The sequence below is a fragment of the Paenibacillus sp. FSL M8-0334 genome, from assembly GCF_038000405.1.
GTDB classification, from domain to species: domain Bacteria; phylum Bacillota; class Bacilli; order Paenibacillales; family Paenibacillaceae; genus Paenibacillus_AQ; species Paenibacillus_AQ campinasensis.
Genome location: NZ_JBBOCH010000002.1, coordinates 2,125,126 through 2,139,771, shown reverse-complemented (window position 1 = coordinate 2,139,771; position 14,646 = coordinate 2,125,126). Strand labels below are relative to the sequence as shown.

Genomic DNA, 14,646 nt, shown 5'->3' with positions numbered 1-14,646 from the left:
TGCATCGCTCCAAGGTCCAGGTCAGATTCACTGCCTGGGTCGGTGTTGTCCCGGGTCTGCCTTTCATACAATGAAGTTAATCAATGTTTACCGAAAGGTTAAACCGAACGTTAAGGTATGGGGGAAACGGGATATGAACGGGAATCGAAACATTTATGTGCTGCTGACGGATACGGGGACGATGTTTACACGCCTGATCAAAAGGGTCACTGCTGCGCCTTACAATCATGCCTCGATTGCACTGGACGAGAAGCTGTCGGAGGTCTACAGTTTTGGACGCAAATGTCCGGGCAATCCGTGGATTGGCGGCTTTGTAGAAGAGAATGTATATGAAGGGACGTTTCGTAACTTTCCAAGCACGAGATGTGCCCTGCTCCGTCTGGAACTGTCTCAGCTTCAGTATGACGAGGTGAATCGGGTCATTCGGCATTATAAGGAAGAAGAAGACGATTATCGCTATAATTTGATCGGATTGTTCGGCTTGCTGATGAGGCTGGATATTACGAGGGACAAGAGCTATTTCTGTTCGCAGTTCGTAGCAGAAACATTGCGGCAGAGCGGGGTTCGGCTCTGGGATCGTTCATCGACGGTGGTGACACCGCATGATTTCATGCTTCATCCGGCCTTGACCGTCGTATATGAAGGCATGCTATACGATTACCCGCTTCTTGACCAGGCGAGACTTGCGGACGCACGGCTCAATATGCATTCTGCTGTATAAGCTGCAGCGCCAGCATCCCGAATCGAGAATGTACAAGGAGATTACAGGGTTATGGCGTGGTTAAGCGCTATGGGCTGGCGGCGGATCGTATGCTGACGGGGAGGGGGCTATATGAGAGTAACAGGGCGAGAGGTTGTGTTTTCTCACTTACTGTTATATAGTGACCTATATACCGACGACAACGATGTTTAAAAGGAGAGGCTGCAAGTGGACAGAATCCAAACAGAAGAACAGTTTCAGCAATTGATTCAGCGTGATCAATATACGGTGTTGAAGTTTGATACGACGTGGTGCCCGGATTGCAAAAATCTGGACCGCTTTATCGGCGATATTATCGCGGAGAATGCAGATAAGGAATTTTATGCGATGGATGCGGAGCAGTTCCAGCCGATTGCCGAAGCCAATGAGGTGCGCGGCATCCCGAGTCTGCTTGTCTATAAAAACGGAGAGAAAGTAGCCCATCTGCACAGCAAATTTGCGAAAACGCCGACCCAGGTGAGAGAATACTTGCAGTCGCTGGAAGGGTAACGAAGACGGATAGGCCGAGTAGAGGCCAGCGCGAATACCAAGCTGCCGAATCGAAGGCCGACGCTTGATTGCACACAACCAAAATCCTTAGCTGTCTGTATATCGATACAGAAGCTAAGGATTTTTTTGGTGTCGATATCGGCTCATTACCTATGATCCTCGGCTGCCGCTGCCGCTTCAGGCGTCAGAAGGTTTATGAAGCACGGCCCGGAAGCAGTGCAGCCCGCCCCACATTTCGGTATATAGCGCGTCAGGCGGCAGCCTGAAATCGGTCTCCCCCGCGAAGGTGAAGCCAGCCTGCTGCAGTGTCTGCTGGATGTTCTCCAGATGAACCGCTGGATAGTCGAAAGTAAGCACCAGCAATCCGCCAGGTTTGAGAGTGCGGTAAAACTCCCCAATGGCTGCTGATTGGTCCTCAGGCGTCATGTGTTCCAGCACCGAGATGCAGAACACCCTGTCGAATTTCTCGCGGTCATAAGGCAGATCCGCCAGATTGGCATGGGCAAGATGCAGTCGATGCTGCCAATCGCTGGCTTGCCGCTGCGCAGCATCCAGTCCAAAATCGCGCGCGATGTCCTCCAGAATTTGCGACCGGGATGTGATTCGCGGGTCGATATCGCAGGCATGAACCTCCCGGCTGACCTCAGCCAGCGCAAACTTGAATGGATGAGATATCCCGCATGCTGCATCCAGCAGCACATCGTCCTCGCGAGCAAATGACAAAGCCCAGGCATATTCATACGGTCGGCTCCACCATACCGGCGGCAACGGGTGGATCAGATGATCCCTCCGGGCATCCGATTGCAGGATGAAGCGGGAGGTGGTTACATGATCAGGCAACGAAAGTCCCCCTTTTTTGATAGCGCAAGCTACATAAATTCAATAGATATATATTCCGTATAAGCCGGATCATGTTGAACTTCTCGCTTAGAGCGGAAAAAATTAGACAGATTATGAGCAGGCCAGGCCGCAGGAACAGCGGCGTTTGCCAAACAGCAAGGTATAGCTGGAGGTGAATTCGCGATTCACTGCGCGTACGGCTGCGGCAAATTCATCGGCATTGCGAGGGATCGGAGGCAGTTCATCGGCTTTCTGCTGGGTATCAATGACGGCCCCTGGCGGAACGAAGCGATGGCTGTCTACAACGATATGGCCGGTGACGACAGCGTTGCTGGAGATATACACATTACTTCCGACGATGGCCTGAAACACAAGCGACTGGAAACCGACAAAGGAACGCTCCCCGATGTAAGCCGGCCCGTGTACGATCGCACCGTGCGTTATACTAACATCACGGTCGATATAGATGGAATAATGGCGCCCCTTAACCTCAACCCGCTCATCGTACAGGCCATGCAGGATCACGCCGTCCTGCAGGCTGGCGCGTTCTCCTATATAGAAAGGGGAGCCTTCATCGGCACGGATGCTGGCATGCGGAGCAATAAACACATGCGGCTTGATCGTCACATCCCCGATGACGCTGCTGAACGGCCCCACGAATGCGGTTGGATCAATCGCAGGATACATGGACTTCGGCTGGAAGCTGGTGACCGGGCTCGGCCCGATATAATGGACAAAAGCATTCTGAGGCGCATTGGACATCGTGTTCATCTTCGAACCCCCTTACACGCGAACATTGGTTTATTGTATGTGCGGTGCGGCACAATGGCGACTGCCTATATACGGAAGACATGGAAGACCGTAATTTTTCTACCCTGTGACCGCCATTCGTCCCCTTACCAAAAGACAGCGCTACCATTACAATGAGTCTAGCAAATGAAAGGGGGCTTACTAGAGATGAAAAAATGGATAACCGTGCTTTGCTTCACATTGATCACATCTGTCTTGCTTGCCGCATGCGGAGGAGGAAACAGCAACGGCAGCGGAAGCAGTGAAGGAAAGGTGCGCATCAGCATCTGGCATAACTGGACCGGGCAGGATGCCAAGGCGACAGCGATGCGCCAGATTATCGAGGATTTCAAAAATGACAATCCGAATATTGAGGTTGTTGACGAAGGCTTGCCTACGGACGGGTTGAGAACACGGCTGCGCACGGTGGCTGCCGCCGACGAAATGCCGGATCTGTTCGTAATGTGGCCGGATGCGATGACGAAGGAGTTCGTGAACGGCGATCTGCTTCAGCCAATCGATGAGGAGCTTGCAGCTAATCCGGAATGGAAGAACAACTTTATTCCGAATGCGCTGGATGGCTATACCGTGGATGGCAAAGTCTACTCCGTGCCGATGAACCTGGCACCTACTTCTTTTATTTATTACAACGAGGCGATCTTCAACCAATATGGTGTCAAGGTGCCAACGACCTGGGAAGAGCTGGAGACGGCGATTCAGACTTTTAATGACAATGATGTCATTCCGATTGCGCTTGGGAACAAGGCCAACTGGGTCGTTCAATCCACCCTGTTCAGCACGCTGGCTGACCGCATTACCGGCACCGATTGGTTCCTGAAAGCAGTGGAGCAGGACGGCGCGAAATTTACCGATCCTGAGTTCATTGAAGCGCTGAACGTGCTGAAAAGCCTGGGTGAGGCCGGTGCTTTCCAGGAAGGGTTTAACAGCATTGACGAAACCCAGATGATGCAGCTGTATTTCCAGGGCAAAGCCGCGATGGTGATCAACGGCGGTTGGGCGCTTGCGAACCTGGTGAACAACGCGCCGGCAGAAGTGCTGGACAACACGCATATTACGATTTTGCCGGCCATTGACGGCGGTAAAGGCGAGGCGAACGTCACTTCCGGAGTGGTTGGAACCGGTCTTGGCGTGAGCAAGAAGCTCGAAGGAGCGCGGAAGGAAGCAGCGATGAAGCTGTTCTATGCGCTGGCTGGACCTGACGGTCAGAAAGCTACGCTGGACAGCAGCACGCTTGTCAGCTACAACATTGAACTGGACAGAAGCAAGGCCCATCCGTTGTTTGTGGAGCTGTATGAGCTGATGCAGGATGTGAAGATTACACCGGTATACGATTCCAAGCTGGGATCGGCGGCAACAGAGGTGATCAACAACGGCCTGCAAGATCTGCTGATGAACGGAAAAGCCGAGGATGTTGCTCAAAAACTCCAGGATGCCCAGGCGCAGGCCGCAGGCAAGTAAGCTTTACGTCAAGCGATCCCCCTTCCCGGTGAGGGAGGGGGAATTTCATTTCAAGGGAGTGTGAGCTGGATGAACCTACTGCAAAACCGCCGCTTTATTATGACAGGGCTGGCGCCGGCGGTGATTCTTTACGCCCTGTTCGTTTTTGTCCCGGTAATATGGTCGGCGTATTACGGATTCTTCGATTGGTCCGGCATTGGCGAGGCCAGCTATATCGGGCTGCAAAACTATGCTGAAATATGGCGTGATCCGATATTCTGGCGAGCGTTAAAAAACAACATTATATTCGTTCTCGCCTCGGTATTCGGACAGATTCCGATTGCGCTAGTACTGGCTGTGCTGCTGCATAAAAGCAGCCTGCTTCACCGATTTCTCCGTTCGGCTGTGTTTCTGCCGATGGTGCTGTCCACCGTTGTGATCGGGATGATCTGGCAGTACATCTATCATCCGCAGATCGGCATCTTGAACTTTCTGCTGAACACACTGGGGCTGGATAGCTGGCGACTGCAGTGGCTGTCCGATCCGGTGATCGCCATTTATTCCTTGGTGCCGCCGCTGATCTGGAGTTTTGTCGGGCTGTATCTGATCATCTTCGTGTCGGCGCTGCAGAACATTCCAAGCGAAATTCATGACGCTGCCAAAATCGACGGTGTATCGGGTCTGAGAAAACTGGTCAGCATCACGCTGCCCATGATCAAAAACACGGTTCAGGTCGCCATCATTTTGTGCATATCGGGAAGCTTGAAGTCATTTGACCTGGTGTTCATCATGACCAAGGGCGGACCGGCTCACGCAACGGAGCTGCTGGCTACGTATATGTACAACTCCACATTTACGACTTACCGCTATGGCTTCGGCAGTGCCATCTCAACGACGATTGTGATCATCAGCTTGCTGCTGATCGGAACGAGTCAATGGCTGGCCTCCAGGAAGAAAGATGCGGTGTAATCATCGGCCGATCCGCGTTTATCCCCGAGATGAACGTACGCTGTAAACAGATAGATAGAGGTGTTATAGAGAGAGGAGGAGACGGGAGTTATGCAAACAGCCACAACCGCAGCCAAGCCGGGACCGTCCGGAGCCGGAGCAGGCTCGATCGTTCGCAGAGCGGGCCAAAGTATCTTTTGGCTAATTCTTACGATCTATGGTATTTTAACGTTGTATCCGTTCTTTTGGCTCGTGATAAGCGCGTTTAAAACGAATGAGGATTTTTACAGCCGGCCGTTTGGCTTGCCTGAAATCTGGAGATGGGACAATTTCAGCCATGCCTGGGCCAGCTCAAGGCTCGGCAGCGCCTTCGTCAATTCGATCATCGTATCGCTGGGGTCGCTGGTATTGACCTTGTTTATCGCCGCGCTGGCCTCATTTATTCTTGCCAGATTCCAGTTCAAATGGAAAGGGTGGATGTTTGCTTTCTTTGTTGTCGGAATGCTGATTCCGATCCACAGCACCCTCGTTCCATTGTTCATTCTGATGAAACAGATGTCCCTGCTCAATACATACTGGGCTCTGATATTGCCATATACGGCATTTGCGCTTCCGACCGCGATTTTTGTGCTGACCGCTTATTTGACCAGCATACCGCGGGACATCGAGGAAGCATCCTTTATTGACGGCACCGGCCTGTGGGGGCTGTTCTTCCGGATCATGCTGCCCATGTCGCTGCCGGCGCTGGCGACGGTCACCATACTCAGCTTTTTGCATGCATGGAACGATTTTTCGTTCGCCCTTGTATTTATTAACAAGACAGAACTCAAGACGCTGCCTTTGGCCATTGCCAACTTCGCCGACGGATATCAGACCGATTACGGGCTGACGCTCGCGGCGATGACGCTCTCTGTCATTCCGACGGTGCTGCTGTATCTTCTATTCCAGGAGCAGATGATGAAAGGGATGACGGCCGGGGCTGTGAAAGGATAAGGGAGTACATAGGGAGGGGGGATCCGCCTTGCGACGCTGGCTTCGTTCATCACTTCGGCGGAAGCTGTCTCTGCTTGTTGCCGGGTCGGTTGTTATACCACTGGTGGCGCTCGGACTGTTCGCTTTTGTAACCTCATCCCGAATTACGGAAGAAAAGGCTACGCTGTCCGGCATCGATATGCTGAAGCAGCTGGATGCCAACCTTCGTTTTATGCTGGTGGATATCGAGAACATATCCATCTATCTGATTGGGGAAAGGGATATTCAAAGTTATTTGCTCCGGCATGAGGACCGGGAGGATGAGCGGACAGAGATCGTGGGCCGGATGACCAATCTGGCTACCTCCAAGCCCTATATCGCCAATATTTCGATTTACCCCGAGCGGTTTGATGCACAGCTGTCCACGGGCAACTGGTATGAATCCGATCTGCCGAACCCTGGCCTTGCGAAGGAGCGGAAGCCCGGCAAGTTCTGGTCCGACGTGTACCGGATTGTAAACTATTCGGGGGAGCAGCATGTGATCACCTTGATGAGGCCGATTCGCAGCATCCATGATTATGCCCACCTGGGCTGGATGTCCATCAGCCTGAGCGAGAGGGTGCTGTCCCGCAGTTTGATTCGTCCGGATTTCGGGCGGGGCGAGGGGCGCATTGAACTGGTGAATGCGGATGGCATCATTCTGTCATCGGCGGATAAATCGAGACTCGGGAAGAGGCTGGACGAATATGATCCAGGCCTCTTCTCCATTGTCTCACAGGCGGAAAGCGGATCTGCGGTATACGGAGAAGATGAGGGCAAACGCACGGTGCTGTATTATCGTGAAGGGCTCACCGATTGGATTCTGATCGGCACTATCCCCTACGATCAGTACCGTGCTGAGAACGGTTATATTCTGGGACTGACCGGAATTGCGGTCGGCATATCGGCAGCGGTCAGCGTATTGCTCGTCTGGTTCACCGTCCGCCGAACGACGCGTCCGCTGCAGCTGCTGGCCCGCCACTTGACCCGAATTAATCCGCATCGTCCGCTTCCGCATTTTGCGGTGACTACGGATGATGAGATCGGCAAGCTTGGCGAAAGCTACAATCTGCTTGGAGCTCATATTGAGGAGCTGAAGCAGGATGTGATTCGAGGAGAAGCACGGAAGAAGGAGGCGGATATGCGTGCGCTTCAGGCGCAGATCAACCCGCATTTCCTGTACAACACCTTGTCCTCCATTCACTGGATTGCGCTGATGGCCAAGGAGGCGCGGATTGCAGATATGGTGGAGGGTCTCAGCCAGTTCTTGCGGCTGAGTCTGAATCAAGGCAAGGAATATTGCCCGGTGGAACAGGAAGTGGATCATATTCGCCAATATGCTCGGGTGCAGAACATTCGCTACTCCGGCAAATTCCGGGTCGATTATATGGTGGATGCATCCCTGAAGGACCAAATGATGCTGAAGCTGCTCCTGCAGCCGTTGGTGGAGAACGCCATGATCCACGGGCTGCAGAAGAAAGACGGGCCGGGCACGATCTTGATCATGATCCGTCCGGAGGGGCGGATGATGAGTTTTCTGATTCTGGATGACGGTGTCGGCATGAGCCGGGAGCGGCTTGAAGAGGTTCGCCGATCCCTGCACGAGCCGCTGGATCACAATGATTTGGATCAGGAAGGAGCCGCAGAGGAAGGCGGCTACGGCCTGCGCAACGTGAATGAGCGTCTGATGCTGCATTACGGTCCGGATGCTCAGCTTGAGGTGGACAGCCGGGAGGGCGGAGGTACCCGGATTGCATTCACGATTCCGATGTTGGAGGGGGCGCCATGAAAGTTTTGATCGTTGATGATGAGGAAATCATTCGCGAAGGGTTGTCCAGTGTCATTTCATGGAGCGAGCTTGGGCTCACCTTGCTGCCGCCGGCCTCTTCGGCCGAGGAAGCGCTGGAGCGGCTGCCCGTTGATAAGCCGCATATTATTCTGACGGACATCCGGATGAGCGGCATAACCGGGCTTGAGATGGCGGATGAAGCGAAAGAGCGGCTGCCGGACGTCGAGATTATTATTTTGTCGGGCCATAACGATTTTGCATACGCGCAGAAGGCGATCCGGCAGGGCGTGGTGGACTATCTGCTGAAAACGAGCCCGCCGGAGGATATTATCCAGACCGTGCTGAAAGCGAAACAGCGGCTCCAGGAGCGCTGGGCCGACAAGACCCGGGAGGACCGCATGGCCCGCGATGAGAAGGAGCGGCAATTTTACAAATGGGTGATTCAAGGAGAGCCCGTGCCCGGAGAGCTGCCTTCCTTTATCGGGGAATCGTTTACACGAGCGGGAGAGGATCCCGGCGCCTATCATTGGCAGGTGCTCATCTTGGAGGCGCAGGGCTGGAATGGGCCTGGTTATTCAGCTTCGCTGCTGCTGTTTGCCGTCCAGAACATGCTTCAGGACCTGCTCCCATACAGTGCATTTGCAATCCAGAAGGATAGCCTGGTCGGCCTGATGGCGGTTGGCGCAGGCGGAGAGCCGGCTGGTGCCAAGCCGCAGGACGGATGGCTGCATCTGATCGGCAGGGTAGAGAACCTGCTGAAATGCAATATCCGGCTGGCGATCGGAGAAACGGTGACGAGCGTTGAGCAGGCGCATCAAAGCTATACGGCTGCCGCTTCCGTCTTCCGCTATTTTCACCTGCTGTCATCAAAGGTGTTGGATTACCGGGTCATTGCCAGCCGTCAGGGCGGGAAAATGCTGCTCTCCCAGGAGGAGGAAACGGCGCTTGGCACGCTGCTGCTGGACAACGATCCAGTGGCATTGAACAGGTGGGTGGAAGGCTTGTACGAGACGCTGTCCGCTGATCCGCAGAGCACGTTCGAATCCGCGGAGGCCTGTCTGCAATCGGCGGCCGTGGCAGGCTATCGCTGGCTGGAAAGAACGCTGCGCACGACCGGGCGGGAGGAAGAGCTCCGCATGGAGCCATGGCTGCAAACCGAAAGGGAGGGGCTGCTGCCTCGGGGCGCCCTGTTCCGTTACTTGCATGAAATTATGGATCATTATCATACTCATCTGGGCGATGGTAGCGAGGCGCATGTGAGGCGGGCTAAAGCGTTTGTGGAATCTTCATCATTACGAGAGATCAGCTTGCAGCAGGTGGCCGGGCATCTGCATCTTCACCCTGGGCATCTGGGGGAGCTGTTTCGGAAGGTGACCGGCACGACATTCGGGGATTATGTAACCGAGCTGCGCATGAAGCGAGCGATGGAGCTGCTGGCAGCGTCACCGGCCAAGGTGAGTGAAATTTCACTGCTGATCGGTTATGAAGATGTGAAATATTTCAGCAGGCTGTTTAAGAAGCATGTCGGAAAAACGCCGAGCGAATATCGGGAAGAGACACAGGCAGGAAGTGAGGTTAAGGCATGGAACTGACAGGTCCTTGGAAAATACAGCATTATGAGGTGGGAGAGAAGCATCCGCTTGAGCTTGCGGCACCCGGACTGGATGACCGCTTCTGGATCGGCGCTGCGGTGCCGGGCGATGTACATTCGGCCCTGATCGAGCGAAGAATCATTGATCCGCCGTACTTTGGCCATAACGATGCCAAATGCCGCTGGATCGAGCAGAAGGAATGGTGGTATCGGACGACGTTTACCGTGGACGAAGCGGCTCATCAGGACGAACGGTTTGAGCTCGTGTTCGAGGGGCTGGACACCTTCGCCAAAATTTATGTAAATGGGCATGAGATCGGATCAGCCTCCAATATGCTGATGTCTCACACGTTTGATATTACCCGTATCGTTCGTGCTGGCTGGAACTCGCTGGCCGTCCGGTTTGATCCGCTGTTCCTTCACCATCGTGACAAGGAGCAGTTCGAGTGGTCCTCGTATACGAAGGAGCGGCCCTGGATACGGAAGGCAGCGATGAATTTCGGCTGGGACTGGGGGCCGCGGATGGTGACGGTCGGGATCTGGGGCAAGGTCCACCTGAAGCGCCGTCATGCGGCCAAGCTGGAGGGCGTATATGCAAGCACGATCAAGGCGAGCGCAGAGGAAGCGATCATCCGCTTCGAAGCCGGGATGAAGGCCTACAGGAAGCATGCTGCTGCAACTGTCTCTGTCTGTCTGATTGACGCGGATGGACAGGCGGTGGTCTCAACAGAGCTGAATATGGAGCGGGGAAGGACCGAGCGTGAGCTGGTTGTACCTCATCCCCGCCTATGGTGGACGCATGACCTGGGTGAGCCTTATTTATATACGCTTGAGGTCAAGCTGCTGGTAGATGGTCAGGAAGTGGATCATTACGTGACCCGTTATGGAATCCGGACCATCGAATTGGCGCTCCAGGATCCGGACGGGAATGACACATTTACCTTTGTATTAAATGGTGTCAAGGTATATGCGAAGGGAGCGAACTGGATTCCGGCAGATCACTTGATCGGCGCTATTCGGGAATCGACCTATCGCGGACTGGTAGAGCTGGCTGTGGAAGGACATATGAACATGCTCCGCGTCTGGGCCGGGGGCATTTACGAGAAAGATATTTTCTATGACGAATGCGATCGTCAAGGCGTGCTGGTGTGGCAGGATTTTGCTTTTGCCAATGCGCTGTTCCCGGACTTCAATCAGGATTTCATGAACAACGTCACCGCGGAAGTGATCGACAATGTCAAAAGGCTGCGCAATCGTGCCTCCCTGGCGCTATGGTGCGGAAACAATGAAATTGATTGGCTGTATGACATGAAATCGGCGGCAGGGGATATTACCGGCCCGTTCTTCGGAGAGAGCATCTATCATGAATTGATCCCGTCGTTGCTGGAGGAGCTGGACCCGAATCGCCCATACTGGCCTTCTTCGCCGTATGGAGCAAGCGGGGACAACGATGTCAATGATCCGGACTGCGGAGATCGTCATAATTGGCAGGTCTGGCACGGCTCCGTCTATCCGCGAAAATATGGGGAAGCGCCGCTGCTTGACTACAGCGTGGAAGGCGTGACCTTCAAAAATTACAAAAAGGATGATGCGCTGTTCAGCAGTGAATTCGGGATGCATGCTTCGGCGAACCGCTATACGCTGGAGAAGAACATCCCCCAAGGGCAGTTCTATTGGGGCAGTCCGGAGATGGCTCACCGCAACAAGGATACCAATCATCAGAAGGGGATTCTGCTGATGCAGGGTTATACCGGCATTCCGCATCATATCGAGGAATATATGAATTTCTCCATGCTGACGCAGGCCGAAGGGCTGAAATACGGGATTGAGCATTTCAGGCGGAACAATCACCGCAACCGCGGCGCGCTCGTGTGGCAGTTGAACGACAGCTGGCCGGGGACAAGCTGGTCGATGATCGATTATGAGCTGCTGCCGAAGGCCTCGTATTATTACGCGAGAACGTTCTTCCATCCTGTGCTGCTGTCGCTGGAGCATGAGCCAGGCGAACCGCTGAAGGTGTGGCTGGTCAACGACAGGCTTGAATCTCTTCAAGGGACGGTGACGCTGACGGTATATTCTTTTGCAGGCGAGGTCATTCATCGTTCAGCATTTGAGGCGGGGGTTCCGGGGCAGAGTACAGCGCTCCTCGGTGAACGATCCGAAGTTGAGGTGCTGAGCGGGCATGAGCCAGGGCAGGTGCTGATTGAGCTTGCGGCTGCCGGATTCGCCGCGCCTGCCAGCCGCTACTATCTCCGTGATCCGAAGGAAGTTTCTCTGCCTACCGCGCGACTTGAGGCTGCGGTCCATCCGGATGAGGGGATGGTGACCGTGACCGCCAAGGAGGGCCTTGTCCGGTTCGTAAAACTGGAGCTGCCGCTCGGAAATTTGCGATTCAGCGACAACTATTTCGATCTATTGCCGGGAGAAAGCCGCCAAGTGCTGATCCGGCATCCGGAAGGAATAGAGCCGGATTGGTCGCAGCTGCGGGTAAGCGGCTTGAATGCCGGGCCATCCATCTAGAGAGATTCGGATGATGTGAGCAGGACTCTGCGCTGTTACAGAGCCATGATGCAAGTGATAAACGGATCGACAAGCGGATGATAAAAAGGATCGGAGTTTCCCCGAAGGCCGGATGGTCTGGGGGAGACTCCTTTTTCTACTTGGATAACCTCGTGAATAGACGGCGGCAATCTTTGTCCGGCAGGAGATAGATGGTATGGATCTACTCGACAGAAACAGAGATGCTACGACAATTTCTCCCCATACTCAAATCTAGGCGCCAATGTTATAATCAAGCCAAAAATAGAATAAATACTAGAAATATGCCCCTGTTAAGCGAAATTCGTATTCCCCGAAGCCGCTATCGTTCACACGGCTTACTGTTCCCCGAACCGTTATTTTCGTAAATATGAATCATCCGGCAGGACCGGATGTCGTCCTTCATAATCCTGATTGAAGATTTAGGAAAGCCAATCTCATAAAAATATGGAAGAAGCGAAGGAGGATCTGGCGAGTGCTGATTCAGAGGAAACCGTCCCGAAAGATACTGCTCAAGGTGGGCGATGCTGCGCCTGCGCTGCAGCCGCTGCTGGATTATTATGACGAGCTGGAGCGCAGCGGGTTGAGCTTCGAAATGCTTAGCAGCCAGCGGATCAGAGAGTATCAACTGCATGCACTCAACGTCACATTACGCCATGCCTGGAAACACAATGATTTCTATCGCCATGCGTTCATACAGGCGGGGTTAAGCAAGCCTGAAATTGCTGATCTGGGGGAAATGACACGTATTCCGTTTCTGAGCAAGGATGATATCCGTGGGGAGAAATCCAAGCTGCTGTGCTGTGATCGGAGGGAGGTTGGCCAGGTTCATGTTAATTTCGGTTCGACAGGCGGGCCGATTTATACTTCCTTCACCCTTAACGATCAGTATGTGTATGAACTGCTGCCGAAGTATACGCAGCTGTTCCCGGAGAATGAGCAGGATGTCGTGGCGGTGGCCCTGCCTTATGAATTTGCGCTTCCCGGCCTCGGTTTCCAAAGATTGTATCAATTCGCTTTTGGAAGTATGGTGCTGTCGCTCGGCAAGGGCAGCTACATGGCGCCCGTCGATCAATCCCTGGAATTGATGAAGGAATTCCGAGCCTCGGTAATGGCCACTACGCCATCGTATGCGGTGATGCTCGCAGAGGAAGCGGACGAGCTTGGAATGGACTTGCGGAGAGAGATTGGCTTGAAACGGATCATTCTGACCGGTGAAGGCTGTTCTCCGACGTTTCGGGAGCGGCTGGAGCATATTTGGGGCTGTGAGGTTTCCTTCTTCTATGGTTCCTCCGAATGCGGAGTGATCGGGATTGAATGCAGCGAGCACAGCGGCTACCATGTCGCTCAAGGTCATGTCATCGTGGAGATCGTTGAGCCGAACACTGGCCGCTTGCTCGATGACGGGGAGGTAGGCGAGATCGTGGTGACGACCTTGCTGAGAGAAGGCATGCCGATGATCCGCTATCGCAGCGGTGAGATTGGCTATCTTCAGCAAGCGCGCTGCAACTGCGGAAATCCGATGGAAATCATTCATTTAAGAGGACGTCAGGAGAACCAGATTATGCTGGATCGTGAGATGTTCTCGCCATTCATGCTGGAGCATTACCTGCTTCAGGTGCCTGAGGTCGGATTCTGGTATCACTTCAAAATTACAGCGACTCAGAAGCTGATCATCGAGATCGAGCCGTACCAAACCGATATGGGAGATCGCGAGCTGAGTGACAAAGTCTCGGAGCATATGAAGGAGAAACTCCATATCGATTGCGATATCCGGGTGCTGCCGAGACTTCCGCGAGCCTACGGGAAAGCAACCCGCATCGTTTTTGACGAGGACTGATGCCGTGAAGAGGCTGATGCCGAATCATTCATCCGGAACATGAAATAAAAGACCCGCCAGCTTCGGAAAGAATACTCCGGGGAGGCGGGTTTGTCTGTATGTGCTGCCTTTAGGACGGCTTGTTGTTTTGCTGTTTCAACAGATCACGAATTTCGGAGAGAAGCTCTTCCTCTTTCGAAGGGGCAGGCGGCTCTTCGGCCTTCTCTTCTTCCTTATGCTTGAAACGATTGATCAACCGGATAAACATAAAGATTGCAAACGCCGTGATCAGGAAGTCAATGACGGATTGGAGGAACACGCCATAGGTTATGACGGCATCTCCTACGGTGGCCTGCAGGCCGGAGAAGTTGATTCCGCCTAGCAGAAGCCCAATCAGCGGTGTGATGATGTCATTGACCAGAGAGGATACGATGCTCCCGAATGCAGCGCCAATGATGACCCCGATCGCCAAGTCCAATACGTTTCCTCTAAGGGCGAAGGTCTTAAATTCTTTTAACAGTTTCAAAATGTGTTCACCTGCTTCTAAGTAATAGGGATCGCTGTATCGCGTTATGTACATATTCCAAAAGCTATCCTATCAGCTATTGTATGAA

Annotated in this window: 12 protein-coding genes; 9 read left to right on the top strand and 3 right to left on the bottom strand. The window is 53.5% G+C overall.

What is annotated here, in order from left to right:
* Positions 1-133 precede the first annotated feature (133 nt).
* Complete coding sequence (locus MKX64_RS23860; RefSeq protein ID WP_095263614.1) at positions 134-721, top strand: hypothetical protein; 588 nt, start codon at positions 134-136, stop codon at positions 719-721.
* A 207-nt stretch (positions 722-928) separates the two neighbouring features.
* Positions 929-1,249, top strand: a complete 321-nt coding sequence (locus MKX64_RS23855; RefSeq protein WP_330163959.1) for a thioredoxin family protein — start codon at positions 929-931, stop codon at positions 1,247-1,249.
* A gap of 177 nt (positions 1,250-1,426) precedes the next feature.
* On the opposite strand, the gene MKX64_RS23850 is transcribed toward MKX64_RS23855, so the two are convergent.
* Both MKX64_RS23850 and MKX64_RS23845 read right to left on the bottom strand, forming a co-directional pair.
* A complete protein-coding gene (locus MKX64_RS23850) occupies positions 1,427-2,089 on the bottom strand; it encodes a class I SAM-dependent methyltransferase (protein WP_341037714.1) in 663 nt (220 codons plus the stop codon).
* Between the two features lie 111 nt (positions 2,090-2,200).
* Positions 2,201-2,860, bottom strand: a complete 660-nt coding sequence (locus MKX64_RS23845) for a carbonate dehydratase (RefSeq protein WP_095398515.1) — start codon at positions 2,858-2,860, stop codon at positions 2,201-2,203.
* Between the two features lie 186 nt (positions 2,861-3,046).
* On the opposite strand from MKX64_RS23845, the gene MKX64_RS23840 reads away from it, so the two are divergent.
* From MKX64_RS23840 to MKX64_RS23810, 7 genes are all read left to right on the top strand, one after another.
* Positions 3,047-4,357, top strand: coding sequence for an extracellular solute-binding protein (locus MKX64_RS23840; protein WP_095398514.1), 1,311 nt, complete (start codon positions 3,047-3,049; stop codon positions 4,355-4,357).
* A 69-nt stretch (positions 4,358-4,426) separates the two neighbouring features.
* Positions 4,427-5,305, top strand: coding sequence for a carbohydrate ABC transporter permease (locus MKX64_RS23835; RefSeq protein WP_095263619.1), 879 nt, complete (start codon positions 4,427-4,429; stop codon positions 5,303-5,305).
* Between the two features lie 90 nt (positions 5,306-5,395).
* A complete protein-coding gene (locus MKX64_RS23830) occupies positions 5,396-6,277 on the top strand; it encodes a carbohydrate ABC transporter permease (RefSeq protein WP_095263620.1) in 882 nt (293 codons plus the stop codon).
* A 28-nt stretch (positions 6,278-6,305) separates the two neighbouring features.
* Positions 6,306-8,084: a sensor histidine kinase gene (locus MKX64_RS23825; protein ID WP_095263621.1), complete on the top strand. Its 1,779-nt coding sequence runs from the start codon at positions 6,306-6,308 to the stop codon at positions 8,082-8,084.
* Positions 8,081-9,676 (top strand): response regulator, encoded by a 1,596-nt coding sequence (locus tag MKX64_RS23820; protein WP_341037705.1) that lies wholly within the window; start codon positions 8,081-8,083, stop codon positions 9,674-9,676. Before MKX64_RS23825 ends, MKX64_RS23820 begins: the two co-directional genes overlap by 4 nt.
* On the top strand, positions 9,667-12,195 hold the full coding sequence (locus MKX64_RS23815; protein WP_341037702.1) for a beta-mannosidase: 2,529 nt from the start codon (positions 9,667-9,669) through the stop codon (positions 12,193-12,195). The genes MKX64_RS23820 and MKX64_RS23815 overlap by 10 nt, the downstream gene beginning before the upstream one ends.
* Before the next feature lie 493 nt (positions 12,196-12,688).
* The gene (locus tag MKX64_RS23810) at positions 12,689-14,053 is read left to right on the top strand and encodes a phenylacetate--CoA ligase family protein (RefSeq protein ID WP_341037698.1); all 1,365 of its coding nucleotides are present in this window, start codon (positions 12,689-12,691) and stop codon (positions 14,051-14,053) included.
* A gap of 109 nt (positions 14,054-14,162) precedes the next feature.
* Here MKX64_RS23810 and mscL read toward each other — a convergent pair whose 3' ends face one another.
* Entirely contained in the window at positions 14,163-14,552 is a 390-nt protein-coding gene (mscL, locus tag MKX64_RS23805) for a large conductance mechanosensitive channel protein MscL (protein WP_144029236.1), read from the bottom strand.
* Positions 14,553-14,646: the final 94 nt, after the last annotated feature.

Excerpts from the sequence above, each read along its gene's own strand:
- MKX64_RS23860 (WP_095263614.1), top strand. The coding sequence starts at position 134 with ATGAACGGGAATCGAAACATTTATGTGCTGCTGACGGATACGGGGACG.
- MKX64_RS23845 (WP_095398515.1), bottom strand. The coding sequence starts at position 2,860 with ATGAACACGATGTCCAATGCGCCTCAGAATGCTTTTGTCCATTATATC.
- MKX64_RS23840 (WP_095398514.1), top strand. The coding sequence starts at position 3,047 with ATGAAAAAATGGATAACCGTGCTTTGCTTCACATTGATCACATCTGTC.
- MKX64_RS23835 (WP_095263619.1), top strand. The coding sequence starts at position 4,427 with ATGAACCTACTGCAAAACCGCCGCTTTATTATGACAGGGCTGGCGCCG.
- MKX64_RS23830 (WP_095263620.1), top strand. The coding sequence starts at position 5,396 with ATGCAAACAGCCACAACCGCAGCCAAGCCGGGACCGTCCGGAGCCGGA.
- MKX64_RS23820 (WP_341037705.1), top strand. The coding sequence starts at position 8,081 with ATGAAAGTTTTGATCGTTGATGATGAGGAAATCATTCGCGAAGGGTTG.
- MKX64_RS23815 (WP_341037702.1), top strand. The coding sequence starts at position 9,667 with ATGGAACTGACAGGTCCTTGGAAAATACAGCATTATGAGGTGGGAGAG.